General features: G+C 40.0%; 24 protein-coding genes. 2 read left to right on the forward strand and 22 right to left on the reverse strand.

The annotated features are described in order from the left end of the window. Nucleotides 1-19: 19 nt before the first annotated feature. Genes JI666_RS05445 through JI666_RS05455 form a run of 3 tightly spaced genes read right to left on the reverse strand, consistent with a single transcriptional unit; the run spans nt 20 to nt 4,083 of the window. Nucleotides 20-1,567: an acyl-CoA carboxylase subunit beta gene (locus JI666_RS05445; protein ID WP_206889695.1), complete on the reverse strand. Its 1,548-nt coding sequence runs from the start codon at nt 1,565-1,567 to the stop codon at nt 20-22. Then, the gene (gene mce, locus JI666_RS05450) at nt 1,567-2,403 is read right to left on the reverse strand and encodes a methylmalonyl-CoA epimerase (protein WP_206889697.1); all 837 of its coding nucleotides are present in this window, start codon (nt 2,401-2,403) and stop codon (nt 1,567-1,569) included. The genes JI666_RS05445 and mce overlap by 1 nt, the downstream gene beginning before the upstream one ends. A gap of 21 nt (nt 2,404-2,424) precedes the next feature. Further along, nucleotides 2,425-4,083, reverse strand: a complete 1,659-nt coding sequence (locus tag JI666_RS05455; RefSeq protein ID WP_206889699.1) for an acyl-CoA mutase large subunit family protein — start codon at nt 4,081-4,083, stop codon at nt 2,425-2,427. A gap of 220 nt (nt 4,084-4,303) precedes the next feature. On the opposite strand from JI666_RS05455, the gene prli42 reads away from it, so the two are divergent. Beyond that, a complete protein-coding gene (gene prli42, locus JI666_RS05460) occupies nt 4,304-4,396 on the forward strand; it encodes a stressosome-associated protein Prli42 (RefSeq protein ID WP_136947454.1) in 93 nt (30 codons plus the stop codon). Nucleotides 4,397-4,476: 80 nt separating this feature from the next. Here the strand turns inward: prli42 and JI666_RS05465 are convergent, their stop codons facing one another. The 14 genes from JI666_RS05465 to JI666_RS05530 form a co-directional block, all read right to left on the reverse strand. Next, the gene (locus JI666_RS05465) at nt 4,477-4,992 is read right to left on the reverse strand and encodes a L,D-transpeptidase (RefSeq protein WP_414635130.1); all 516 of its coding nucleotides are present in this window, start codon (nt 4,990-4,992) and stop codon (nt 4,477-4,479) included. 55 nt (nt 4,993-5,047) lie between these two features. Beyond that, on the reverse strand, nt 5,048-6,013 hold the full coding sequence (locus JI666_RS05470) for an aromatic acid exporter family protein (RefSeq protein ID WP_206889703.1): 966 nt from the start codon (nt 6,011-6,013) through the stop codon (nt 5,048-5,050). Nucleotides 6,014-6,169: 156 nt separating this feature from the next. Continuing rightward, nucleotides 6,170-6,892, reverse strand: coding sequence for an amino acid ABC transporter ATP-binding protein (locus tag JI666_RS05475; RefSeq protein ID WP_206889704.1), 723 nt, complete (start codon nt 6,890-6,892; stop codon nt 6,170-6,172). Beyond that, nucleotides 6,885-7,544, reverse strand: a complete 660-nt coding sequence (locus JI666_RS05480; protein WP_206889706.1) for an amino acid ABC transporter permease — start codon at nt 7,542-7,544, stop codon at nt 6,885-6,887. The genes JI666_RS05475 and JI666_RS05480 overlap by 8 nt, the downstream gene beginning before the upstream one ends. 29 nt (nt 7,545-7,573) lie before the next feature. Continuing rightward, nucleotides 7,574-8,374: a transporter substrate-binding domain-containing protein gene (locus JI666_RS05485; RefSeq protein ID WP_206890379.1), complete on the reverse strand. Its 801-nt coding sequence runs from the start codon at nt 8,372-8,374 to the stop codon at nt 7,574-7,576. A gap of 228 nt (nt 8,375-8,602) precedes the next feature. Then, nucleotides 8,603-9,031, reverse strand: a complete 429-nt coding sequence (locus JI666_RS05490) for a BrxA/BrxB family bacilliredoxin (protein ID WP_206889708.1) — start codon at nt 9,029-9,031, stop codon at nt 8,603-8,605. Nucleotides 9,032-9,160: 129 nt separating this feature from the next. Continuing rightward, nucleotides 9,161-10,474 carry a dihydrolipoamide acetyltransferase family protein gene (locus tag JI666_RS05495; protein WP_206889710.1) on the reverse strand — a complete coding sequence of 438 codons (1,314 nt, stop codon included), beginning with the start codon at nt 10,472-10,474 and terminating at the stop codon, nt 9,161-9,163. Between the two features lie 27 nt (nt 10,475-10,501). Next, complete coding sequence (locus tag JI666_RS05500; protein ID WP_206889711.1) at nt 10,502-11,485, reverse strand: alpha-ketoacid dehydrogenase subunit beta; 984 nt, start codon at nt 11,483-11,485, stop codon at nt 10,502-10,504. 12 nt (nt 11,486-11,497) lie between these two features. Then, complete coding sequence (locus tag JI666_RS05505) at nt 11,498-12,490, reverse strand: thiamine pyrophosphate-dependent dehydrogenase E1 component subunit alpha (protein WP_206889712.1); 993 nt, start codon at nt 12,488-12,490, stop codon at nt 11,498-11,500. Nucleotides 12,491-12,518: 28 nt separating this feature from the next. Then, entirely contained in the window at nt 12,519-13,940 is a 1,422-nt protein-coding gene (gene lpdA / locus JI666_RS05510; protein WP_206889713.1) for a dihydrolipoyl dehydrogenase, read from the reverse strand. Between the two features lie 24 nt (nt 13,941-13,964). Continuing rightward, the gene (gene buk, locus JI666_RS05515; RefSeq protein ID WP_206889714.1) at nt 13,965-15,071 is read right to left on the reverse strand and encodes a butyrate kinase; all 1,107 of its coding nucleotides are present in this window, start codon (nt 15,069-15,071) and stop codon (nt 13,965-13,967) included. 14 nt (nt 15,072-15,085) lie between these two features. Then, nucleotides 15,086-16,183, reverse strand: coding sequence for a branched-chain amino acid dehydrogenase (gene bcd, locus JI666_RS05520; RefSeq protein ID WP_136947466.1), 1,098 nt, complete (start codon nt 16,181-16,183; stop codon nt 15,086-15,088). A 31-nt stretch (nt 16,184-16,214) separates the two neighbouring features. Continuing rightward, entirely contained in the window at nt 16,215-17,111 is an 897-nt protein-coding gene (gene yqiS / locus JI666_RS05525) for a phosphate butyryltransferase (RefSeq protein ID WP_206889715.1), read from the reverse strand. Nucleotides 17,112-17,228: 117 nt separating this feature from the next. Then, the gene (locus JI666_RS05530; RefSeq protein WP_206889717.1) at nt 17,229-19,295 is read right to left on the reverse strand and encodes a sigma 54-interacting transcriptional regulator; all 2,067 of its coding nucleotides are present in this window, start codon (nt 19,293-19,295) and stop codon (nt 17,229-17,231) included. A gap of 187 nt (nt 19,296-19,482) precedes the next feature. Here JI666_RS05530 and JI666_RS05535 point away from each other — a divergent pair, with 187 nt between their 5' ends. After that, on the forward strand, nt 19,483-19,740 hold the full coding sequence (locus tag JI666_RS05535) for a DUF2627 domain-containing protein (RefSeq protein WP_206889719.1): 258 nt from the start codon (nt 19,483-19,485) through the stop codon (nt 19,738-19,740). 94 nt (nt 19,741-19,834) lie between these two features. On the opposite strand, the gene spo0A is transcribed toward JI666_RS05535, so the two are convergent. The 5 genes from spo0A to JI666_RS05560 form a co-directional block, all read right to left on the reverse strand. Next, nucleotides 19,835-20,638 (reverse strand): sporulation transcription factor Spo0A, encoded by an 804-nt coding sequence (gene spo0A, locus JI666_RS05540; RefSeq protein ID WP_206889720.1) that lies wholly within the window; start codon nt 20,636-20,638, stop codon nt 19,835-19,837. 244 nt (nt 20,639-20,882) lie between these two features. Continuing rightward, a complete protein-coding gene (gene spoIVB, locus JI666_RS05545; RefSeq protein WP_206889721.1) occupies nt 20,883-22,178 on the reverse strand; it encodes a SpoIVB peptidase in 1,296 nt (431 codons plus the stop codon). Nucleotides 22,179-22,302: 124 nt separating this feature from the next. Beyond that, the gene (recN, locus tag JI666_RS05550; protein ID WP_206889722.1) at nt 22,303-23,997 is read right to left on the reverse strand and encodes a DNA repair protein RecN; all 1,695 of its coding nucleotides are present in this window, start codon (nt 23,995-23,997) and stop codon (nt 22,303-22,305) included. Between the two features lie 32 nt (nt 23,998-24,029). After that, the gene (ahrC, locus tag JI666_RS05555; protein ID WP_136947473.1) at nt 24,030-24,479 is read right to left on the reverse strand and encodes a transcriptional regulator AhrC/ArgR; all 450 of its coding nucleotides are present in this window, start codon (nt 24,477-24,479) and stop codon (nt 24,030-24,032) included. Nucleotides 24,480-24,663: 184 nt separating this feature from the next. After that, nucleotides 24,664-25,470 (reverse strand): TlyA family RNA methyltransferase, encoded by an 807-nt coding sequence (locus tag JI666_RS05560; RefSeq protein WP_206889723.1) that lies wholly within the window; start codon nt 25,468-25,470, stop codon nt 24,664-24,666.

Here is a 25,470-nt window from a genome sequence, read left to right on the forward strand (position 1 = left end):
TTGCCTCCTAGAATTCTGTTTAAAGTGGTATATTGCCGTGCTTCTTTTTCGGGCGCTCTTCCTTTTTGTTTCTCATTAATTCGAGAGCTTCAATCAATTTAATTCTCGTTTCACGAGGATCGATGACATCATCAACCATGCCACGTGAAGCTGCTATGTAAGGGTTAGCGAATTTCTCACGATACTCCTCAATTTTGTCGGCACGCGTTTGTTCAGGATTATCACTTTCGTTAATTTCTCTAGCAAAAATAACGTTTGCTGCTCCTTCAGGACCCATAACGGCTATTTCAGCATTTGGCCATGCATAAACAAGATCCGCTCCAATTGATTTGGAGTTTAATGCAACGTAAGCCCCACCATAAGCTTTCCTTAGTATAACCGTTATCTTTGGAACTGTTGCTTCTGAATAGGAATATAGAATTTTCGCTCCATGACGGATAATTCCTCCGTGCTCCTGCTTAATACCTGGGAAGAAACCTGTAACGTCCTCAAATGTAATGAGAGGAATATTAAATGAATCACAGAAGCGAATAAATCGAGAAAGCTTGTCGGATGAGTCAATGTCAAGTCCACCCGCCATCACTTTTGGCTGGTTGCAGATCATGCCAACTGTTTCTCCTTTAATTCTGGCAAAACCAATGACAATATTCTTCGCGAAATGCTCTTGTACTTCAAGAAATGAATCGCTATCAACGACGGATTCAATTACATTCCTAACGTCATACGGTCTTGTAGAGTCAAATGGAACAATATCAGCTAGATCTGGACAGAAATCATCGCGCTCAGATGTTTCTTTAATTGGGCTTTTCTCTTCGTTATTAAGAGGTAGATAGTTCACAAGATCACGAACACTTGCGAGTACTTCTTCTTCCGTTTTGCCTGTAAAGTGGGCATTTCCACTCTTCGATCGGTGTACTTTCGCTCCGCCAAGATCTTCTGCAGAAATTTTCTCCCGTGTTACAGTTTCAATTACTTTTGGTCCGGTAATAAACATCTGGCTTGTGTCCTCTACCATAAAAACGAAATCAGTAATGGCAGGTGAATAAACGGCGCCACCAGCACAAGGTCCCATAATGACAGAAATTTGTGGGATGACTCCAGAATAGATCGAATTACGATAGAAGATGTGACCATACCCGTCCAATGATAACACACCTTCTTGAATTCTAGCACCTCCTGAGTCGTTCAAACCAATGATCGGTGCCCCATTCCGTGCAGCAAGGTCCATTACATTTGCGATCTTCTTAGCATGCATTTCTCCAAGTGCGCCACCAAAAACCGTGAAGTCTTGCGCAAATAGATAAATTGGTCTTCCATTTACCTTCCCGTACCCAGTCACAACCCCTTCACCTGGAGCACTTTTATCTTCCATTCCAAAATCCTGTGAGCGGTGCTCAATAAAGGATTTTAATTCAACGAATGAGCCTGGATCTACAAGTAAATCGATGCGCTCTCTTGCTGTTAATTTCCCTTTCTCGTGCTGTTTATTAATTCGGTCATCCCCACCACCAAGCTCTACCTCGCGACGTCGATCATACAATTCATTTATTTTATCGTACATGTCCATTACTCTTCCTCCTTCGTATCCTTTTCACAAAGCTCGTAAAGTACTCCTCCTGCTGACTTAGGATGCAAAAAAGCAATATTAGCTCCGCCTGCCCCTTTTACAGGTGTATTATTGATCAGCCTCACTCCATTTGCCGATAGTTCTCGCAACCTCTCGTCAATACGATCATCTGCAAGAGCTATATGGTGAATTCCTTCTCCTCTTTTTTGAATAAAAGATGCAATCGGACTATCTTCACTCATCGGTTCTAAAAGTTCAATTCGCGAATCGCCGATTTTGATAAATGCCACTTTTACTCCCTCAGTTGCTACCTCTTCAATTGCTTCAAGTTTAAGATGCAGTTGATTAACATAGAATGGCAGGGCTTCTTCAAGTGATGAAACTGCTATGCCGATATGATCGATTTTTTTGGGAGGTTCTTTCTCCGTCTTTTGTATGCCGTCGCGTTCAAAAACAGCTTTTTCGATAAAAATTGCAGTATCCTTTGTAGGTGTACCTGGCGTGAACACCTTCTGAATTCCTTTCGATTCAAGAAAAGGAATGTCTTCCCATGGTATAACGCCACCTCCGACTACAATAATATCCCCTGCTTGCCTCTCTTCTAACAATGAAACGATTTCAGGGAATAATTCATTGTGCGCACCCGACAAACAAGAAAGACCAATAGCATCAACATCTTCCTGTATAGCTGCTGCTACGATTTGTTGTGGTGTTTGTCTTAATCCTGTATAAATCACTTCCATGCCATAATCACGTAAAGCCTGAGCCACTACGAGAGCTCCTCTGTCATGCCCATCAAGTCCTGGCTTTGCAATCAATACACGAATTTTCTTCATGTCTTTTCACTCCCTGTTTCGTTAGATTCCTGTATATTCACCAAACTCGTCCCTAAGAACACCGCATATTTCACCGACCGTGCAATAATCTCTCACACATTCAATAATAAGTGGCATCAGATTCTGATCTCCATTTGCTCCATTTCGCAATTCTTCCAACCGAGCGCTCACTCGGTTTTGATCTCTCGTTGATCGAAGCGCCTCTAATTTCTCAATTTGTTTGCGCTGTAGCTCAGGATCAATCCGGTGTAATTCAGGTTTTGGTTCATCGTCAAGCGTGTATTTATTCATCCCAACTACAACTTCTTCGCCACTTTCAATTTTCTTTTGAGTCTCGTAAGCAGCCTGATGAATTTCTCGCTGCATATAGCCTTGTTCTACCGCTGAAACTGCTCCGCCCATATCATCGATTTTTTGAATATAATCAAACACATAAGCTTCTAGCTGATCAGTAAGCTGTTCAATGTAATAAGAGCCGCCTAGTGGATCCACAGTGTCCGTTACGCCGCTCTCATTCGCAATAATTTGTTGCGTACGAAGGGCAATGCGAGCCGAATCTTCAGTTGGAAGTGCTAACGCCTCATCTTTTGCATTTGTATGCAAGCTCTGCGTTCCTCCAAATACAGCCGCAAGCGCCTGAAGCGTTACTCGAATGATATTGTTATCAGGTTGTTGTGCTGTTAATGTGGATCCTGCCACTTGTGTATGGAAGCGAAGTTGTAAGCTTTTTGGCTTTTTAGCTCCATATCGTTCCTTCATTATTTTCGACCAGATTCTTCTCGCAGCCCTGAATTTGGCTACTTCCTCAAGAAACTGATTATGACCGTTAAAGAAAAATGCGAGTCGAGGTGCAAAGTCGTCTACTTTTAATCCAGTCGCAATCGCAGCATCCACATAAGCAATGCCATTAGCAATTGTAAATGCTAACTCTTGAGCTGCAGTGGATCCGGCTTCTCGTATGTGATAGCCTGAGATACTAATCGTATTCCACCGTGGAACACTCTCGGCACAATAAGCAAAAATATCAGTAATTAACCTCATCGAAGGCTTTGGCGGAAAGATGTATGTTCCTCTAGCGATATATTCTTTCAAAATATCATTTTGAATGGTTCCAGAAATTTCTTTTTGTGATACACCCTGCTTCTCTGCGACAACAATATACATGGCAAGGAGAACAGAAGCTGGCGCATTAATTGTCATAGAAGTACTCACTTTATCCAGTGGGATATCTCGTAAAAGCGCTTCCATATCATCGAGAGAATCAATTGCTACTCCAACCTTTCCTACTTCACCCTTTGCCATCATATCGTCAGAATCATATCCAATTTGAGTTGGAAGATCGAACGCAACGGATAGCCCAGTTTGTCCTTGATCCAGTAAATATCGGAAGCGCCTATTCGTCTCTTCAGCGGATCCAAAACCAGCATATTGTCTCATAGTCCATGTTCTTCCACGATACATAGTCGGTTGTATGCCACGTGTATAAGGATATTGGCCCGGTAGCCCTAGCTTATCCATGTACTTTTGATCTAGTGTTTCGGGGTGTCCAAGACGGTCTATATCAATTCCAGAGCTTGTCTTAAATACATCCTTTTTCTCTGGGAATTTTTTAATTAGTTTTTCTGTTAAGGCTTTCCATTCTTCAAATTGCTTTTGAAAATCTTTCTGATCTGTCGCCATCTCCATTCCTCCCTGGTTGTCTTGCTATAGTAGAATACTTTCGAATATCAGATGTCTAACTTATATACTATTCTGTTTTAAGAAAGCGTTTTCCTGCTGATTTGAACAAATTGTAGCAAAGAAGTCGCTGAGGTTAAAGAATATTAACAAGATCATCTTGTCCCTGTTTACAAATACATGTAGAATAACGTTAGAATGTTCAGATTGGGGAGGGACTCACATGCCTCGTAAAACGACAAAGATTGTTGTATATATTATGATTATTTCAATGCTACTTAGCTTGTTTGCCGGAGCAACCGCCATGTTGTTTTAGGCTTATGACCAATTACCTTATTCGTTTTTCACTATACAAAAGAGGAGGCTGTCAGTTGACAGCCTCCTCTTTTGTATAGCTTAGTTATTTTTTTGCGACAGTGCTCCGGCTTTCACACCAATATGCTCCATGGAATCTGAACTTGATGTAATTAAAATACGTGTTCCAATTGGTACCTCGTTAAATAAATCTTCAATTTCATTATTTTGAAGTCTCACACATCCGGCAGTTGTATACTGTCCAATTGAATCAGGTCGATTTGTACCATGTAATCCATAAATACGCCCATCTGTGTTTTTCGCATCAAAACCAATCCACCGCGTACCAAGCGGATTTTCTTTCGTACCCCCAGCGATGTTTTTCTTCCTGTAATAAGGGTTTTCAGCTTTTACTATGATCATAAATGTACCTTCAGGAGTTAGTTCCATACTACGGCCAGTTGCAACGGTTCGAACCTTTTTAATTTCATCTTCATTTATAAAGGCGAGTTCATTCGATTGTTTATTCACAATAATAAAAGGATCGCCAGGCTGCGGTTGATCTCCAAAAGGAAACAAAATGGATGCCGATAAGCATAAAGACAAGAATAGTTGAATCATACTTGTTTGAACCCCTTTTACTAACTAGCATGCGTTCATTCTCATCATTCATTCAGCTTTTAGAAAAGGCACCTGGTTTAAAATATCGCTTGAGTAATAAATATTGTTCAATTTCATTTAGAAAATAAAGCAGTGCAGAACGTGTTTCGAATTCATCACGATCAACAGGGAGCGGTGAATTTCTAAATTCTTCACGCATTTCTTCTAATTCGTGAAGAAACACATTCGCTGTATTTTGAGGCTTCACTGAATGGCTTAGCTTTTCCATAAACTCAGCCATTTTCTTACCGTGAATATACGTTTGATCGAGAGAAGAAATGATTGGAAGAACTCGTTCAAGAATAGCAAATTGTTTCTCCCTCATTTTAAAATAGACGTAGTACTTATCATCATCACGAAGCATATGATTTTCAATATCTTTCAAAGCAAGATTCTTTGCATTTTGAAGTAAGTCTCCAACATCAATGATTTCTTTCCCATCCCAGTGACTTTCCCCTTCTCTAAGATACACAGCGTATTCCTCTAGTATAATAGAAAATTTCTCTTCTATTTGCTTCCTAATGTGCAGCAAATCCTTCTCTAGACTTGGCATATAAAGATTAAATATAAGGGCTACACCTATCCCAATGACGATAATAGCCACTTCATTCCAAACAATTTCCCAGCTCACTGTATTGAAATTATAAATGTGCAAAATGATAACAGAACTTGTGATAACGCCTTCTGTCGCTTTAATTGCTACGACTGCCGGTATAAATAAGAGTAACAATAACGAGATGCTAAATGGCGTATAGCCAATCCCTTCAAAGAATACTGCACTAAATACTATACCTAATAGACAAGCTAGAAACCTTTCCCAAGAACTACGAAATGAACGTTTGGTAGTCGGCTTAATGCAGAGGATGGTTAAGATCCCTGCAGATACATAATTATCTAGCGAAAGCAATTGTGCAATCGTAATCGCTACTCCCGTTCCTACTGCTGTTTTTAGCGTTCGATAACCAATTTTCACTTTCAATTACAATACTTCCTTCCACATGTAGTTACTCCATTAATATCCTTCAACTTACAGAGTCTAAACCATTTTCCACAAGTTGAACAGCATCTTTTTAATAAAAAACGTTTTCAAGGGAAAATAGTCCCATAAAAAAAAAGCGACCGTTGAGGTTCGCTTTTATAATACTTTTTCAAGAAAGGCTTTGGCTCGTTCCGTTTTTGGCTGACTAAAAAATTCAGAAGGTGAGTTTTCTTCAACAAGCTTTCCTTCATCTAGGAAAACAACCCGATCAGCCGCCTCTCTTGCAAACGCCATTTCATGAGTAACAATAACCATTGTCATCCCTGTTTCACCAAGTAGCTTCATCACATCGAGTACTTCTTTAACCATCTCAGGATCAAGTGCGGATGTTGGCTCATCAAAGAGCATGTATTCAGGCTCCATTGCAAGTGCTCTAGCGATAGCAACACGTTGTTTCTGCCCACCAGACAATCGCTTAGGATATTCCTTTGCTTTCATTGAAAGACCAACCTGATTTAAAAGCTCATGAGCCTTCAGTTCAGCCTCTTTCCTACTTATCCCCTTCACTTTCATTGGAGCGTATATTAAATTCTCTAACACTGTTTTGTGTGGGAAGAGATGAAAGTGTTGAAAAACCATTCCAATCCTCTGCCGTAGTTCCATCACATTCGTACCAGAATCGTTTAATTTATGATCGTCTATCCAAATCGTTCCAGATGTCACCTCTTCTAACTGATTCATACAGCGAAGCAGCGTGGATTTACCTGAACCAGACGGCCCAACTATTGCTACAACTTCACCTTTATTGATTTCAGTGGATATACCACTCAAAACTTCATTCTTACCGAATTTCTTCTGAAGATTTTCTACCTTAATCACTTCGGCTCATTCTCCTTTCTACCATCTTGCCAATGAGTGTTAGAACCATAACGAGTAAGTAGTAAATAACTCCAGCGATAAGTAAAGGCTCGAAGTATTTAAATTTCTCAGCAGCAACTATTTGGCTACGTCTCATAATATCAAAAACACCAATAACAGAAACGATCGCTGATTCTTTTGTTAGTGTAATAAATTCATTCATCAATGCAGGTAGAATATTTTTCATTGCTTGCGGTAAAATGATGTCTTTCATCATCGGACGATAAGGAATTCCGAGTGCGGCTGCCGCTTCATTCTGACCATTATCAACAGCTCTAATTCCAGCTCGTATAATTTCTGATATATATGCTGCGGAATTCAACCCAAATGATAGCACTCCTGCTTCAAACGCACTAATATCATAGCCCGTTAACTGCGGAGTCGCATGATAGAATAATAAGAGTTGTAAGATGAGTGGTGTTCCACGAAAGATAGATGTATAACCATCCGCAATCCACCTCAGGATCTTAACTCTACCGATTTTAAATAGCGCGAGTATCGTTCCAAGAACGAACCCGAGTATTGCCGATACACTTACAAATTTTAACGTGACCAATATTCCTTGTAGAATGTAGGGAATATTAGGCACGAATTGGGTGAAGTCCAAATTCATGCCTGTTCAACCTTTCTCTTCTTATAATGTTATTCTACGGTGTCTTGTCCAAACCATTTCTCGATAAGCTCGTCCATTTTGCCATTTTTCTTCATTTCTTTAATTACGTTGTTAAACTCTTCAGTAAGTTTACTGTCTTTAGGAAATGCTACGGCCGATCCCGCCTCTTCTGTATTCGGAAGGTTTTCTCCTGTTATATCATCGTTGCTCTTTAGATAGCCGTTAGCGACCGTATCCTCAATTATAATTGCGTCGTAGCGACCGGACTTAAGCTCCTGAATGAGTTCTGGAATGCGGTTAAGTGTAATAATCTCCATGCCTATTCCGCTATCTTTAATCTCATTTGCTTTATCTTCTTGTATAGACCCAAGCTGCACACCAACTTTTTTACCTTCTAGTTCTTCAGGAGATGTAATCTTGTTATCTGCTGAAGAAACAATCATGTGATTTGCAGTGTAATAAATTTCTGAGAAGTCTACGTTTTCTTTTCGTTCTTCTGTTGGAGTCATCCCTGCAAGAACAAAATCAACTCGTTCACTGCTTAGTGCTGTAATTAGTCCACTAAAGTCCATATCTTTAATTTCAACTTCATAACCAAGCTCATCAGCAATGTAGTTTGCAATGTCTACATCGAAACCAATGATGTCGTCACCTTTTGCAGAATCTATATATTCAAACGGCGGATAATCTGCTGACGTTCCCATCACAAGTTTTTCTTTCGATTCTTTTGTGCCCGCATTAGACTCTCCGTCCTCATTTGCAGAGCCGCAAGCCACAAGCGCTACTGATAACATCAATCCAACTAGTACAACCAACCAATTTTTATTCATCATAAATCCCCCTGTATATGTGTATAATAATTCATCAACTTGAATAATAAACACTATATCAGACGTTAGAACGATAATCTACATTTTTATACATAAAATTTAATATAAATTAATGTTTATATTTTCTTATTTTTCTATCAATTAAGTCTTCACCATTAACTAAATATAAGAAAAACATACAAAAAAGCACCAGACCTAAGGCCTGGTGCTTCGAATAACATATACGATTTAGCAATACTTATTAAATAGATATTGCAACATACCAGAAACTTCTTCTGGATCGCTACCTTCAATTTCATGTCTTTCTACCATATTGATAATTTGTCCATCCTTTAGAATAGCAAATGAAGGGGAAGATGGAGCAAATCCTGTGAAATAAGAACGAGCTTTCGCAGTCGCTTCTTTATCTTGACCAGCAAATACAGTTACAAGTTTGTCTGGTGTTTTCTCATTGGCAATTGCCATTCTAGCTGCAGGACGAGCAACGCCTCCTGCACAACCACATACGGAGTTAACCATAACAAGCGTTGTTCCTTCGCTCGTGATAGCCTCTTCAACTGCCTCTGGCGTTGTAAGCTCTTGGTAACCTGCTGCTTTGATTTCTTCGCGCGCAGTTGCTACTACGTCATTCATGAATAAATTAAAGTCCATGGACATTCTATATTCCTCCCTTATTTCGTGACACCTTATCTTACATTGTATCGCGAATCCCCGATAATTTCCAAGAAAGGCTTTCATTCTATGCAAAGAAAGTGGCTATCCCGTTAAACGGGACAGCCATGTAACTTAATAGACAGAAGTGTTCTCTTTTGAAATTGTCTCAAGGTTTTCTTTAACCCGTGCAAGGAATTTACCACAAATCATTCCATCAAGAACACGGTGATCTAGTGAAAGACAAAGATTAACCATATCTCGCACTGCAATCATTCCATTATTCATTACAACAGGACGTTTCACAATACTTTCAACTTGAAGGATAGCAGCTTGAGGATAATTGATAATCCCCATAGACTGAACCGATCCAAAAGATCCCGTATTGTTCACTGTAAACGTACCGCCCTGCATTTCTTCACCTTTAAGTTTGCCTGATTTAGCTTTTTGAGCAAGCTCTTTCACTTCGCGAGCAATGCCTTTAATAGACTTCTCATCTGCATTCTTAATCACTGGTACGAAGAGAGATTCATCTGTTCCAACTGCAATAGAAATGTTGATATCTTTCTTCTGAACAATCTTATCACCTGCCCACATGGAGTTCATTTGCGGGAATTCTTTAAGAGCTTCTACTACAGCTTTGACGAAGAAGGCAAAGAACGTTAAACCATAGCCTTCTTTCTTCTTGAAGTCGTCTTTAATGCCGTTTCTGTATTCAACAAGATTTGTAACATCAACTTCAACCATTGTCCACGCATGTGGTGCTTCATGCTTACTACGAAGCATATTGTTCGCAATAGCTCTTCGCACACCCGTTACAGGAATTTCAATGTCTCCTTCAGAAACAGGTACATCGGATCCTTTAGATGCTTCAGGTGCTGGTTTTGAAGCAGGAGCTTTAGGTGCTTCCTTACGTTCTTGTTTTGATTCTGGTTCTTTCGCTTTCTCTTCTTGCTTAGGTGCAGGGATCTCACCAGAGTCAATAACCTTTTGAATATCTTTACGAGTAATACGGCCACCTTTACCGGAACCGTTAACCTGTTCAAGGTCAATATCATTTTCTTGAGCAAGTCTAAGAACAGCTGGTGAGTAACGGCGTTTCATTGGTTGATCTTCATCCTGAGGCTGTTCTTTTTTGTCTTCTGAGACATTCTCGACTGCTTGTTGTTCCGTAAGCTCTTCCTGTTGTTTTTCTTCAGAAGAGCCACCTTCAACATCGATATAGCAAACAAGCTCTCCAACTTCAATTGTATCGCCTTCATCTGCAACAAGCTCTTTAATAACGCCTGAATAGGAAGAAGGAACTTCCGCATTTACTTTATCAGTGTTAACCTCTGCAATTGGATCGTACTTATTGACAGTATCTCCGACTTCTACAAGCCATTTCTCAATTGTTCCTTCGGTGACACTCTCCCCAAGCTGAGGCATCAGTATTTTTTCAACTGCCACATGAAACCCTCCTCTTCTTGCAATTCTTTAAAATTCTGCTAGCTCACGCATCGCTTTCTCAACTTTGTCAGGATTAAGCATAAAGTATTTCTCCATTGGAGGTGAATACGGCATAGATGGAACATCTGGTCCTGCAAGACGCTGAATAGGTGAATCAAGGTCAAACAGACATTCTTCTGCAATAATAGCGGACACTTCGCTCATAATACTTCCTTCTTTGTTGTCCTCAGTTATTAGCAAGACTTTTCCAGTCTTCTTAGCTGCTTCTACAATTGCTTCACGATCAAGCGGATAAACAGTGCGAAGATCAAGAATATGAGCTGATATACCATCCTTTTCGAGCTTCTCTGCAGCCTGAAGGGCGAAATGAACACTTAGACCATATGTAATGACCGTAATATCTTCTCCTTCACGTTTCACATCAGCTTTTCCAATAGGGAGCGTATACTCTTCTTCAGGTACCTGACCTTTGATTAAACGGTAAGCTCGCTTATGTTCAAAGAACAGCACAGGGTCGTTATCACGGATCGCTGCTTTTAGAAGTCCTTTTGCATCATAAGGAGTGGAAGGCATAACAATCTTTAGTCCAGGTACATTAGCGAAGAGAGCTTCAACTGATTGTGAGTGATAAAGAGCTCCATGTACTCCACCGCCGTATGGCGCACGGATTGTAATTGGACAATTCCAATCGTTATTTGACCGATAGCGAATTTTTGCAGCTTCAGAAACGATCTGATTAACAGCAGGCATAATAAAGTCAGCAAACTGCATTTCAGCTACAGGCCTCATGCCGTACATAGCAGCACCAATTCCAACTCCGGCAATAGCAGATTCCGCAAGTGGTGTATCGATAACACGCTGTTCTCCAAATTCATCATAAAGACCATCAGTTGCTCTAAAAACGCCTCCGCGTACGCCTACATCTTCACCTAGAACGAAGACTTTATCGTCACGCTGCATTTCTTCCCTGAGGGCTTGAGTTATCGCTTGAATATATGAAATAACTGGCATAATGGTTCCCCCTTACTCTCCGTATACATGCTTCAATGCATCTTCAGCAGGTGCATATTCAGCATTTTCGGCGTATTCTGTTGCTTCATCTACTTCTTTTTGAACACGATCATGAATTTCCTTTTCATTCTCATCAGTGAGGACGCCAACTTCTTTTAAGTACTCTGCAAATGTAATAAGGGCATCCTTTTTCTTCGCTTCCTCAACTTCTTCACGCGTACGATAAGCACGATCATCATCGTCACTTGAGTGTGGTGTTAAACGATAAGAAACCGTCTCAATAAGTGTAGGACCTTCCCCACGGCGACCTCTTTCAACAGCTTCTTTTGCCGCTTCATATACAGCAAGTGGGTCATTACCGTCCACCGTTACGCCAGGCATACCATAGCCAATCGCACGATCTGATACTTTTTCACAAGCTAACTGTTTTGAAACAGGAACAGAAATCGCATACTTATTGTTTTCACATACGAAAAGAACTGGGAGCTTATGAACACCAGCAAAGTTAGCTGCTTCATGAAAATCACCCTGGTTAGAAGAACCTTCTCCAAATGAACAGAACGTTACAAGATCTTTTCCTTCCATTCGGCCTGCTAATGCAAAACCAACTGCATGTGGAACCTGGGTTGTAACTGGAGATGAGCCTGTAATGATATTATTTTTCTTTTGTCCAAAATGACCTGGCATTTGGCGTCCAGCTGAGTTTGGATCTTCTGCCTTTGCAAATCCTGATAGCATAAGATCTTTAGCTGTCATTCCAAAAGCAAGCACAACGCCCATGTCACGATAATACGGTGCTACAAAATCCTTTGCAGGATCCATTGCGAATGCAGAACCTACCTGAGCTGCTTCCTGTCCCTGACAGGAAATAACGAATGGAATTTTACCAGCACGGTTTAAAAGCCACATACGTTCATCTATTTTACGAGCCATCAACATTGTTTCGAACATCTCAAGCACACGTTCATCAGAAAGACCAAGTGCTTCATGACGTTTTTCAGCCATCGTATTTACCTCCTTTATTTAACCCAAATTAAGAGTGAATTGCTTTTCCATCTACTGCAAGTGCAGCTTCACCAATCACTTCTGATAGTGTCGGGTGGGGGTGAATCGTGTGGGCAACTTCCCAAGCAGCTGCGTCTAGAACCTTAGCGAGTCCGGCTTCAGAGATCATATCTGTTACATGAGGACCAATCATATGTACACCAAGCAAATCCTCATTGTCGGCATCAGCGACAATCTTTACAAAACCATCTGATTCACCGAATACAAGCGCTTTTCCAATTGCTTTAAAAGGGAACTTACCAATTTTAACATTAAGACCTTGAGCTTTTGCATCCTCTTCTGTTAAACCAACGCTTGCCATTTCTGGACTACTGTAAATACAGCTAGGAACCATTGTGTAATCGATTGGTTCAGGATTTTGATCAGCTAAATGCTCAACAGCCGTAATTCCTTCGTGAGAAGCAACATGTGCGAGTTGCATCCCGCCAATAACATCACCAATTGCGTATATATGTGATTCTTTCGTTTGGTAATATTCATTTGTTTGAATAACACCTTTTTCGACTTCAATTGTCGTGTTTTCTAGGCCAATATTTTTCACATTGGCCTCACGGCCAACAGATACGAGCATTTTATCAGCTGTAAAAGTTTTTGTTTCTCCTTTATGCTCAGCCTGAATTGAGACCCCATCCCCTTTTTCTAGAGAGTCGCCCATTACTTTCGCACCTGTGAAAAGCTTGATGCCTTTTTTCTTCATTAACTTGTGAGCTTCTTTAGAAATATCGTGGTCCTCAGTAGGGACTATCCGATCTGCATATTCGAGAACAGTAACATCTACACCAAAATCAACGAGCATAGACGCCCACTCAATACCAATAACACCACCACCTACGATAATGATTGATGAAGGGAGAGATTCCATTCGAAGTGCTTCATCCGATGTCATAACAAATTCCCCATCTATATCAAGGCCAGGAAGAGTTCTCGGTTTAGAGCCTGTTGCCACAATAACGTTTTTAGGGATTAACATTTCGTTTTCTTCCCCATTGTTCATCTCAACAGAAACAGTACCAGGCATAGGTGAGAAAATAGAAGGCCCAAGAATTCTACCAAATCCTTCGAATACATCAATCTTCCCTTGCTTCATTAAGTGCTTCACACCATTATGAAGTTGATCTACAATGCTTTGCTTTCTTTCCTGTACCTTCTTGAAGTCAAGTGCTACTTCTTTAGCCATTACTCCGAATTTCTCGCCATGCTTAGCAGTAGCAAATACTTCAGCACTCCTAAGTAACGCCTTACTAGGGATACAACCCCTGTGCAAACATGTTCCACCAAGCTCACGTTTCTCTACAATTGCTGTTTTAAGACCAAGCTGTGAAGCACGTATTGCGGCTACGTATCCACCAGTACCTCCGCCCATTATGACGAGATCATATTCTTCAGCCATTCAAATTCTCCTTTACAGAACGTATTATAAAACACAAGACTCTACAGAGGAAACCGGATAGATCTTAGCTGCTTCTTCATTTCTCAGCACGCGCAATCCACCTTCTGCAAGTGCTTGTAGTTCATTCTCCCCGGGATGTACGATAACGTCTGCAATCCATTTAATATTCTCGGTAATCTGAGAAACAAATTCTTTACCATATGCAAGCCCTCCGGTTAAAACGATCGCATCGACTTCACCTGCAAGAACTGCACTGGCCGCTCCAATTTCCTTGGCTACTTGATACGCCATCGCATCGAATACAAGCTTTGCTTTCTCATCACCTTCACTAATACGCTTCTCTACTTTCACCGCATCATTTGTACCGAGATATCCAACAAAGCCAGCTTGTCCTACAAGCTTTTTCATGATTTCTTCCGCATAATATTCACCAGAGAAGCACATGGATACAAGATCACCAACAGGTACAGTTCCTGCACGTTCAGGAGAGAAAGGACCTTCTCCGTGTAATCCATTGTTTACATCGATTACTTTTCCTTTTTTGTGCGCTCCTACTGTAATCCCACCGCCCATGTGGGTTACAACCAAATTCAATTCTTCATATTTGCTGTTCATCTGGGCCGCTACTCTTCTTGCGACAGCCTTTTGATTTAACGCATGAAAAATACTTTTTCGCTCAATTTGTGGAACACCTGAAAGTCGAGCGACATCCTGAAGCTCATCTACAACAACCGGATCAACAATAAATGATGGAATATTTAGCTGTTCTGCTATTTCAAAAGCGATAATTCCACCTAGATTAGAAGCGTGCTCTCCAGAGTAACCGTTTCTGAGATCTTCAAGCATTTGATCGTTTACTGAGTAAGTACCACCCTCAATTGGTCTTAGCAATCCGCCTCGTCCAACTACAGCATCAAGCTTTGATATATTAATATCTTCCTCATCTAATGCTTCAAGAATGGTTTTCTTTCTAAACTCATATTGGTCAATAATTGTTTCGAACTGGTTTATTTCATTTGTATCGTGCCGCAATGATTTCTCAAATACGGCACGTTCATTATCAAAAACGCCAATCTTCGTTGAAGTTGATCCTGGATTAATAACTAGAAGTCGAAATTCTTTATCTATCACTTGAAACCCTCCGATTATTTGCGATGCCCTAAAATATGCTGAGAGTTCATTAGGAATTGGCTTCTTGAATGCTTCATTTGCGCAATTCTTTCTTCAGCAAGACGGTCTGCAGCAGCATAAGTAGGGATACCATCACGTTTAGAGATTTCAATTACTTTAGTAATCGTATCGTAAATGCCGTCCACACGCTTCATAGCGCGATCACGATTATAGCCATATAGCTCATCAGCTACATTGATTACCCCACCTGCATTGATTACATAGTCAGGTGCATAAACGATACCCATCTCGTGAATTTGATCACCATGAGTGGTTTCACGAAGCTGGTTGTTTGCTGCTCCTGCAATTACTTTAGCTTTAATTTTCCCAATTGTATCGTCATTGATGATAGCACCTAGAGCACATGGAGCAAAAATATCGCAATCCACTTCATAGATATCATCAGGATCAACTGCCTTTGCACCAAAATCAGCCACTGCGCGGTCTACGGATTCTTTGTTAATATCCGTTACAACGAGCGATGCTCCTTCTTCATGTAGATGCTTACACAGGTTATAAGCAACGTTTCCAACACCTTGAACTGCTACGGTCTTTCCTTCAAGGGAATCTGTACCAAATGCTTCTTTCGCAGCCGCCTTCATTCCAACATAAACACCATAAGCTGTTACAGGAGAAGGGTTACCAGATGAACCAAACGCTGGAGAAATACCTGTTACGAATTCTGTTTCTTCATGAATTGTATCCATGTCTTGAACTGTAGTACCTACATCCTCCGCTGTAATGTAACGCCCATTAAGCCCTTGAATGTAACGACCAAACGCACGGAACATTGCTTCGTTCTTATCTTTACGAGGATCTCCAATGATTACCGTTTTCCCCCCACCGAGGTTAAGACCGGCAGCAGCGTTCTTGTAAGTCATGCCTTTCGCAAGACGAAGTGCGTCTTCAAATGCTGCTTCTTCTGAAGCATATGTCCACATTCTTGTTCCTCCTAAAGCAGGCCCAAGTGTTGTATCGTGAATGGCAATAATTGCTTTTAATCCAGATGCTTTGTCCTGACAAACTACGACTTGCTCATAATCATATTTCTCCATATAAGTAAAAAGTTCCATTGTAATCTTCCTCCCTGATTTTCCTCTTAAATTAGTTTGTTGAACTTACAGCAAGTGCAATGCTATATACTTTACTCTTGGCACTATCTGCTCGTGATGTTAGAACGATTGGCGCTTTAGCACCGGCTATAACCCCGCCAACTTTTGCATTAGAAAAATATACGAGTGATTTATATAAGGCGTTACCGACTTCTATTGAAGGTACAAGTAGTATATCTGCACAACCCGCCACTTCACTTTTAATTCCTTTGTGGGCTGCTGCTTCTATCGAAATCGCATTATCAAGCGCCAGTGGCCCATCAATGATGCAGTTAGTTATTTGTTCCCTCATATTCATTTGTGTTAGTGCAGCGGCATCAAGCGTAGCCTGCATGGATGGATTAACAACCTCAACTGCAGCAAGTGAAGCAACTTTTGGTGTCTCTATCCCTATTCCTCTAGCAATGCTCACAGCATTTTTAACAATCTCTACTTTCTGTGTTAGATCTGGCTCGATGTTCATACCAGAGTCCGTGACGAAAATTAAGCGATCATAACCATGCACATCAAATGCAGCTACATGTGAAAGGACTTTCCCTTTTCGAAGCCCGTATTCCTTATTTAAAACTTCCTTTAAGATAACGGATGTGGAAACCATGCCTTTCATCAATACATCCGCTTCTCCATTACTGACAGCGGTTACAGCAGACTTGCATGCATCTCTGTCAGATAATTCATGAACAACCTTGATGTCTTCAGAAGTAGACAAGTTAAACTCGTTTACCATCTTGATGATCTTGTCTTCATCACCATATAGAATGAACGAAGCAAGGTTCTGCTCTACTGCTAATTTAACTGCTTCAATGACTTCCATATCCGCAGCCGCAGCTAATGCAACAGTTTTATTGGATTGATTAGAAGCATGAGTCAAAAGTTGATCTAGATTCATTGGTGTCCCTCCTTTTACGCCCTTCTTCTATTATGCAAGTTCTGTGCCAACTTCGAACCGTTGATACATAAAGGATTCTAAAGCAAGAACCATGCAATATTTTTCAAAGTGTGATAATTATTGCATGCTGGATTTTTCAATTTCATGTTTTTCCACTTTATAATATAGGTTCCGAAGTGACACTCCTAGCGCTCTTGCAGTGGCTGTCTTATTCCCATCGTAATGGTCAAGGGTCTGACTTATAGTCTTCTTCTCAAATTCATCCACAAGTTGAGATAACGTCTTTTCGGGTGTGCGCTCTACTGAAAGCAGTTCAGCATCCTTTTGTTCACTCAATAAAGATGGAATATGGTCTAAATCAATCATCGACTCTGAAGTATCCATATGAATTACAATTCTCCCGAGTACATTCTCAAACTCCCTTACATTTCCCGGCCAATCGTACTCTTTAAAGTACTCAGCGGCTGCAGGAGTAATCCCCTCGACATTTCTTCCATAATCTTGATTTATTTTGGTTATTAAATGATCTGCAAGTGCTGCAATATCTTCTTTGCGCTGTCTTAGAGGAGCAATTTGGATTGGGAGACGATTTAATCGGTAGTATAAATCTTCCCTAAATGAACCATCCATTATTCTCTTTTCTAACTTAGCATTGGTTGCAGCAATGACTCGAACGTTAATTGAGATCGGTTTCGATCCCCCTACACGGACAATCTCACGCTCTTGTAGCACGCGAAGTAACTTCACTTGAGTAGTAAGAGAAATTTCACCTATTTCATCAAGGAAAATGCTGCCTCCGTTCGCCTCTTCAAACAGACCCCTTTTTCCTCCCTGCTTAGCTCCAGAGAAGGCTCCGTCCTCATATCCAAAAAGTTCACTTTCGAACAGAGACTCAGAAATAGCTGCACAGTTTACTCTTACAAACTTGTTGTACTTACGATCGCTTGCATTATGTATAGCATGTGCAAATAGTTCTTTCCCTGTTCCTGACTCTCCTCGAAGCAAAACTGTTGCAGGTGTAGAGGCGGCTAGTTTTGCTTGTTGGATCGAGAAAGTCATTTCTTCAGAATTACCGATAATGTCTTCAAAAGAATACTTTGCTTCTAGTGTGCGAATAATTTGTCGCGCTCGCTGCAGTTGATTATTTAAGGAATGAAGCTCTGAAATATCGTGAATAACTCCAACGCTCCCCTTCAATCGACCATCTACAATCACAGGGGAAACGTTTACTACGACTTCCCTCTTGCTCGGTCCTACTTTCATTTGAACACCACGAACAGGTTTCCTCGTCCTTAGAACACGCATATGCATGCTTTCTCCCTCAGAAATATCGGTAGTGGCAGGTTTTCCAATCACTTCATCCCGCTCGAGACCAGTTAACCTTGAGTAAGCAGGGTTAATCATCAGTCCTTTACCGTGCTCATCTACTACAGATATTGCTTCATCAGAGGATTGAATAATAGCCTCAAGCATTGACTGGATACTTTTCAAATTTGTTACTTCTTGCGCCATTTCTTCGATTGCTGTCATGTCTTTGAAAACTGCAAGTGCACCAATCCGTTTACCTTCTTCATCAAACATGGGGATGCGTGTGGTGATTATTTTTCTTCCATTTGGAAGTAGCTGCTCTTGATTAATTTCAGGTTGTCCTGAAGACAATACCCTCGGCAACATACTCGAAGCCATAAGTGACCCGATTAATTTACCACCAGCCTGAGCTTTACTAATCCCAGTAATTTTCTCAGCGCTTCGATTAAACAAGGTTACTTCTTCATCAACGTTGATGGCAATCATTCCATCATGCGTAGAGTCAAGAATAATTTCCTGTTGTTTCGACTGATGTTGCAATGTATCAATAAGTATCTCTTTTTCTTCAATTAAATTTAGAACAATGTTAGCGACAGATCCAGGAATTAACACAGTATGTTTCTCTCGCCTATCTCTAATTTCTTCAAAAACCGTTTCTTTACCCGTAGCCTCGATAATGACATCGATTTCAAAACGAGTTAAAGCCTCTTTCCAATCAGAGTAAATCGCGATATTTGCTTCACGTGCTGTTTGTATACCAGGGGCATCCAAATTACAATCCACGATCACAATAACATCCATCATCTTCGTTTCTCTGAGTATATTGAGAAGCGCTTGACCACCTTTGCCAGCACCAACAATCATACATGTTCGCAAATATTCATCACCTGCATTCTCTACATGCAATATATTTCATACTAATCATACATCTCTTTCGACATTTTGACAAATCATGCATGGTTTTTAATTTAAAATTGTTAAAGACAGCAAATGACACCCATAGACACTTCAAGGCGTCTCCGCTACAATAGCAATAGTGATGTGTAGAAAGGGTGCACGACCAATGCGTTTAATAGCTCTACTTATCGTTTTAATTCCAGGTATATTCGGTGTTATAGGCATTAAATTAATGAGAGATGTACTTTTCGGCGTGTTAAACCCACCATTTACATCTCTCATACTTCAATTCATACTCGGATTGGTTTTTCTTATTTTAGGATTATCATTCGTTGGAGGTTTCATATTCTATCGAGATCGTAAACGAAACAAAGTACAGGATAGATTTTCTTCTAGAAGCGCTAAAAATGACTCTAATCGTTGATAGCAAATAACTTGATAACATTTTAAGCCAAACAAAAAACAAAGCCATTAACACAGGCTTTGTTTTTTGTTATATAAAAGTATAAAAATGCTGATTATCTCGTATGTGAGTAGTTATCCATGTTATGCTCAATTCGAAGCTTGTCTGCGACCATTGCGATAAATTCTGAATTTGTTGGTTTAGCTTTTGACATGCTTACGGTATAACCAAATAAATTAGAGATTGACTCAACATTCCCTCTACTCCACGCAACCTCGATTGCATGTCGAATTGCTCGTTCCACACGTGATGAAGTTGTATTGAATTTCTTTGCAATATCAGGATAAAGAACTTTAGTGATTGAACCAAGTAATTCAATGTCGTTATATACCATTGTAATCGCTTCTCTTAAGTACATGTAACCTTTAATATGTGCTGGTACACCAATTTCATGAATAATACTCGTAATACTTGCATCCAGGTTCCTTGGACGGTTATCTCGCGGCTGACGCTTGTATGAACTAGAGCTGCTGTTTGTGAAGGTGGTTTTCTTGCCACTTACCTGCCTTACGTGACTTGCCAGGTTATCCATGTCAAATGGCTTTAGAATAAAGTACGATGCGCCAAGATCAACAGCCTTTTTTGTTACATCTTCTTGCCCAAACGCAGTTAGCATGATCACACTGCACGTGTAATTCATTTCTCTTAAACGTTCAAGTACAGCAAGGCCATCAAGATGTGGCATGATGATATCGAGAACTAGTACATCAGGTTCTTCGTCTTCGAGTACTTCCAAACATTCTTGACCATTGGAAGCGGTCCCGACTACCTCCATATCCTCCTGTCTAGACATATATTCCTCAATCAAATTGACTAATTCGCGGTTGTCGTCGGCTAAACATACTTTTATTTTTTGCACGGCTCCGTCTCTCCTTCCACAAGTTTGGTTACCGTAGTAGTATAAACATTCAACGGGATTGGTAAATTTCCTCTAAAATTTCTAAAAACATTTAAAAACAATATTTTTTCAACAAATATCTCTTACATTCTTACATATCCTTTATATAACAACAAATTCTGAATACTCTTTCAATTTTGTCGAATTTTCTTCATAACAAGTATATCACGCCCAGAAAACGAAAGAAAGCGAACAGTGAGCTTTTTTAGCTCGCTGCCCGCTTATCGTTATGACCTTGCTGATAGATGTTAATACCAGCTTCTTCTAACATCCACTCAATGTGGACACCATAACCTGAAGTCGAGTCGTTAACAAATACGTGAGTTACTGCACCTATTACTTTTCCATCTTGTATAATGGGACTTCCACTCATCCCCTGGACAATGCCACCAGTTTCCTTTAACAATTCTGGGTCCGTTACTTTTATAACCATTCCTTTGGTTGCAGGAAATTTCTGAGGAATAGAGCTAACCACTTCTACATCATAGGCTTTTACTTCACTGCCTTTTACAACTGTTAATATCTTAGCAGGTCCTTCTTTCACCTGATGTGATAAAGCGATTGGCATTGGTTTATCATACATACCCTTTTTCACTTCAATATTCATTTCGCCAAAAATTCCGAAAGGACTGTTTCGCGTAATTGTACCAAGTTTCTGATCGGTATTAGAGAACCTTGCCAATTTTTCTCCTGGATGACCATTGCTTCCCTTCTCTATGGAAGTAACAGAAGAGGGATAAATTTCTCCATGATGAACAACTATTGGCTTTTTGGTATCCATATCGGATATAACATGACCTAATGCTCCATACTTTTTAGTATTAGGATGATAAAAAGTCAGAGTTCCGACACCTGCGGCTGAATCTCGAATGTATAACCCAATTCGATAGGATTCGTTTTGTTTGTCTTTTACCGGAACAAGCTTCTTACTTAGTTCTTTATTTTCTCGAACTATCGTTACTTGAAGCGCATGGCCTTCATTTGCAGCTTTCTTTACAATTGAACCAATATCACTCATTTTCTTTACAGACTGCCCATTAATTTTGGTAATAATATCTCCCACTTGTATATCAGCTAACTCTCCTGGGGATCGATCACCCTGATTTGTGTGAATGAGATGATGGCCTACAACAAGGACACCGCGCGTATTAAGCTTCACACCAATTGACTGACCTCCTGGAATCACTTTGAATTCAGGAAGAACTTTAACATCAACCTTCTTAACGGGAAATTCACCAACCGTTAAGTCAAGTATATCCGAACCGCTATTCTTACCACTAATCGTCAGATCTTTTTGTTGTTTATCAATACTTACTACTTCCGAACCTCCGATTGTGCTCGCGGCTGGTATAACAGATGGGATAGTTGCTTGATCTCCTTCAAACATGACAATCTCATCTGGAATCGATATAAATAATTGTACTGGTTTCGTGAAACCAAGTGCAATTAGAAAACCAAGGAGAACTACGCCTAACAATTTACGAATCATTTCTGTCTTCAATTCTTCACTCTCCTCGCTCTTGCCCACACCTCCAACATGGCTGTATCTATAATTTTGCCTTGACTGCTCGTTATTATAACCTGTAAAAATGAAAATGCTACCCTTAGTTGGATAGCATTTCATATCATGATTTTATTTGGTTAGCTTGAAGTAATAATTCTCTAGCGTGTTTCTTCGTAAGTTCAGTCATTTCAGCGCCTGAAATCATTCTTCCAAGTTCTTCAATTTGCTCTTCATCACTTAAATTTCCAACACTTGTCTTCGTCCGACCTTCACCAGTTTCCTCTTTCGAGATATACAAATGATGATCAGCCATAGCAGCTACCTGAGGAAGGTGAGTAATCACAAGAACTTGAGAGCCAGAAGAAAGACGCTGGATTTTCTCAGCCATTGCTTGAGCAACTCTCCCACTTACACCAGTATCTACTTCATCGAAGATAATTGACGTAATGCCTTGATGCTTTGAAAAGATTGATTTTAAGGCAAGCATGATTCGAGATAGCTCTCCACCAGAGGCTGTTTTAGATAATTGCTTAAGTGGTTCACCAGGATTAGTTGAAATCATAAAATCGATATCATCTTTGCCGGATTTATGAAATGCTTCTTTCTTGTTATCCAATTCGTTAAAATGAATCGCAAATTCTGTTTTTTCCATATATAAATCTCTAAGTTCATGATGAATCGCGTCTACAAGGACTCTGGCAACTGTTTTACGAAGACCAGTTAAATTGTCGGCCTCAACTGATAAGTCGGCTTTAATGCCCTTTAAATTAGATTCAAGCTCCTCTACACGATCTTCTCGGTTCACGAGCTCATCTACTTCATCTTCAATTGAAGCAGCATATTCAAGAATCTCTTCTACAGATTCACCATATTTCCTCTTTAGAACCTGAATTTCATTCAATCGTTCTTCTACAAAATCTAATCGTGCTGGATCAAACTCAAGTTGATCACGGTATGTATTTAATTTACCTGCTGTTTCTTCAAGTAAATAATATTGATTCGCAACTTCCTCATGGTAACTTTTCAGTTCTTCATCAAGATCTGAGACAGATTCAAGCTGCGACATCGCAAGGCCAACCCAATCAAGCCCTTTGTTATCACCATGTAAAGAATGATAAACATCCTGAAGAGCCGAAAAAAGCTTCTCGAAATTACCTAAACGCATTTTCTCTTCCATAAGTTCTTCATCTTCATTAGGAGAGAGTTCTGCTTTCGTAATCTCTTCAAGCTGATACTGAATTAAATCGAGCCTGTGAGCCATTTGCTGTTCATTCTCAGTGAGGTTCCTCATCTGTTGTTGGATCTTTTTATAACGGTGATATACTTCCCTATATTCAGTTAATGCGGGTCCTATCGATCCATCTCCAAATTGGTCAAGGAGAGACAAATGTTTGTCTGACTGCATGAGGTCCTGGTGTTCATGTTGTCCATGAATATCAATAAGTGTTTGGCCGATTTCTCTTAGAATTCCGAGCGTTACTAATTTGCCATTTACCCTGCAAATACTTTTGCCTGCACTCGAAATATCACGTCGTAATACGACCATATCATCGGTAAACTCAATCCCTACATCCTCTAACTTTTGAACTGTAGGATGTTCTGGGTCTATATGAAATAATCCTTCAATTTCAGCCTTCTTCGTGCCATATCGAACAAATTCCGCTGAACCCCTGCCACCTACTAGCAGTCCTATTGCATCAATAATAATTGATTTCCCCGCACCCGTTTCGCCAGTAAGAACCGTTAAACCGCGTTCAAATGAAACGGTAATCGCTTCTATAATCGCAAAATTACGAATGGATAGTTCGGCTAACATATTCTCCCACCTTCAAAGATCATCGTTCTGTCTTAAAGCATATCAATAAAGCGTTGGGATAGCATAGGAGCGGCTTCTGCACTCTTACAGATAATTAGAATGGTGTCGTCCCCACTTATGTTCCCCATAATCTCTTCCCAGTCAAGATTGTCAATTAACGCACCGATTGCATTAGCATTACCTGGAAGCGTTTTCATAACAATAAGGTGATCCGCATGATCAATACTTATAAATGCATCGGTCAACGTTCTTTTAAGCTTCTGTAATGGATTAAAACGCTGATCAGCTGGAAGACTGTATTTATATCTTCCGTCTATTGTTGGTACTTTAACAAGATGCAGCTCTTTTATATCTCTTGATACCGTGGCTTGAGTTACGTTGAATCCTGCACTTTTGAGACTATATACGAGCTCATCTTGTGTTTCAACATCTTGATTTGCAATTAGTTCACGAATTTTAATGTGACGTTGTCCTTTATTCATAGTAAAACCTCCAGAAATTCCGGTAAGTAAATTGTGACAGCCTTATTATATAGCCCTATCCTACTTTTGTATAGGCATTCATAAATATTCACTTCTATAAGTCCAAAAAACTTGCCGGACAAGATAGTAATAAGTGCTTTGTGTTTTCTTAAGTAGAAAAAAAGGACACACATGGTGTATCCTTTTAAAACTCTTGATGCGCTCGCTCTACAACTTCTTCTGGGTCCGGAACATTTTCAGTCTTAATCTCTTGTTTCCACCCAAGATGGAGAAGAAATTCAATATTACCTTCACCACCGGTGATCGGAGAATAAGAAAGTCCATTGATCTGATAGCCTTCCTGAGTCGCAAAATGCATCATTTCTTTCAAAACACGTAGATGAATTTTCTTATCACGAACAATACCTTTTTTACCAACTTCACCTCTACCAGCTTCAAATTGAGGTTTAACAAGTGCAACTACCTCACCATTTTCTTTAAGTATTTCTTTAAGAACAGGTAAGATTAACTTCAATGAAATAAAGGACACGTCAATTGTTGCGAGATCTGGTAAACCTTTATCAAAATCCGCTTTTACAGAGTAACGAAAATTGGTTCTCTCTTTCACAACTACTCGATCATCAACGCGAAGTTTCCACGCTAACTGGTTGTATCCAACGTCTAAAGCATAAACAAGTGTTGCACCATTTTGTAGTGCACAATCTGTGAATCCGCCTGTAGAGGAACCTATATCGAGTACAACTTTGTTTTCTGGATCTAGTGAGAAAACCTCAATCGCTTTTTCAAGCTTCAATCCACCACGTCCAACATAACGTAATGTGTCGCCTTTTATCTGTAGCGCTATATCTTCATTTACTTTCATGCCAGGCTTGTCCATTCTCTCTGTTTCAGAGAACACTAAACCAGCCATAATGGCTCTTTTTGCTTTTTCTCTTGTATCAATTAGCCCACGATTCACAAGAATTACATCAAGTCTTTCTTTTTTCGCCAT

This window comes from Bacillus sp. NTK071, from assembly GCF_017303315.1.
Classification (GTDB): Bacteria; Bacillota; Bacilli; order Bacillales; family Guptibacillaceae; genus Guptibacillus.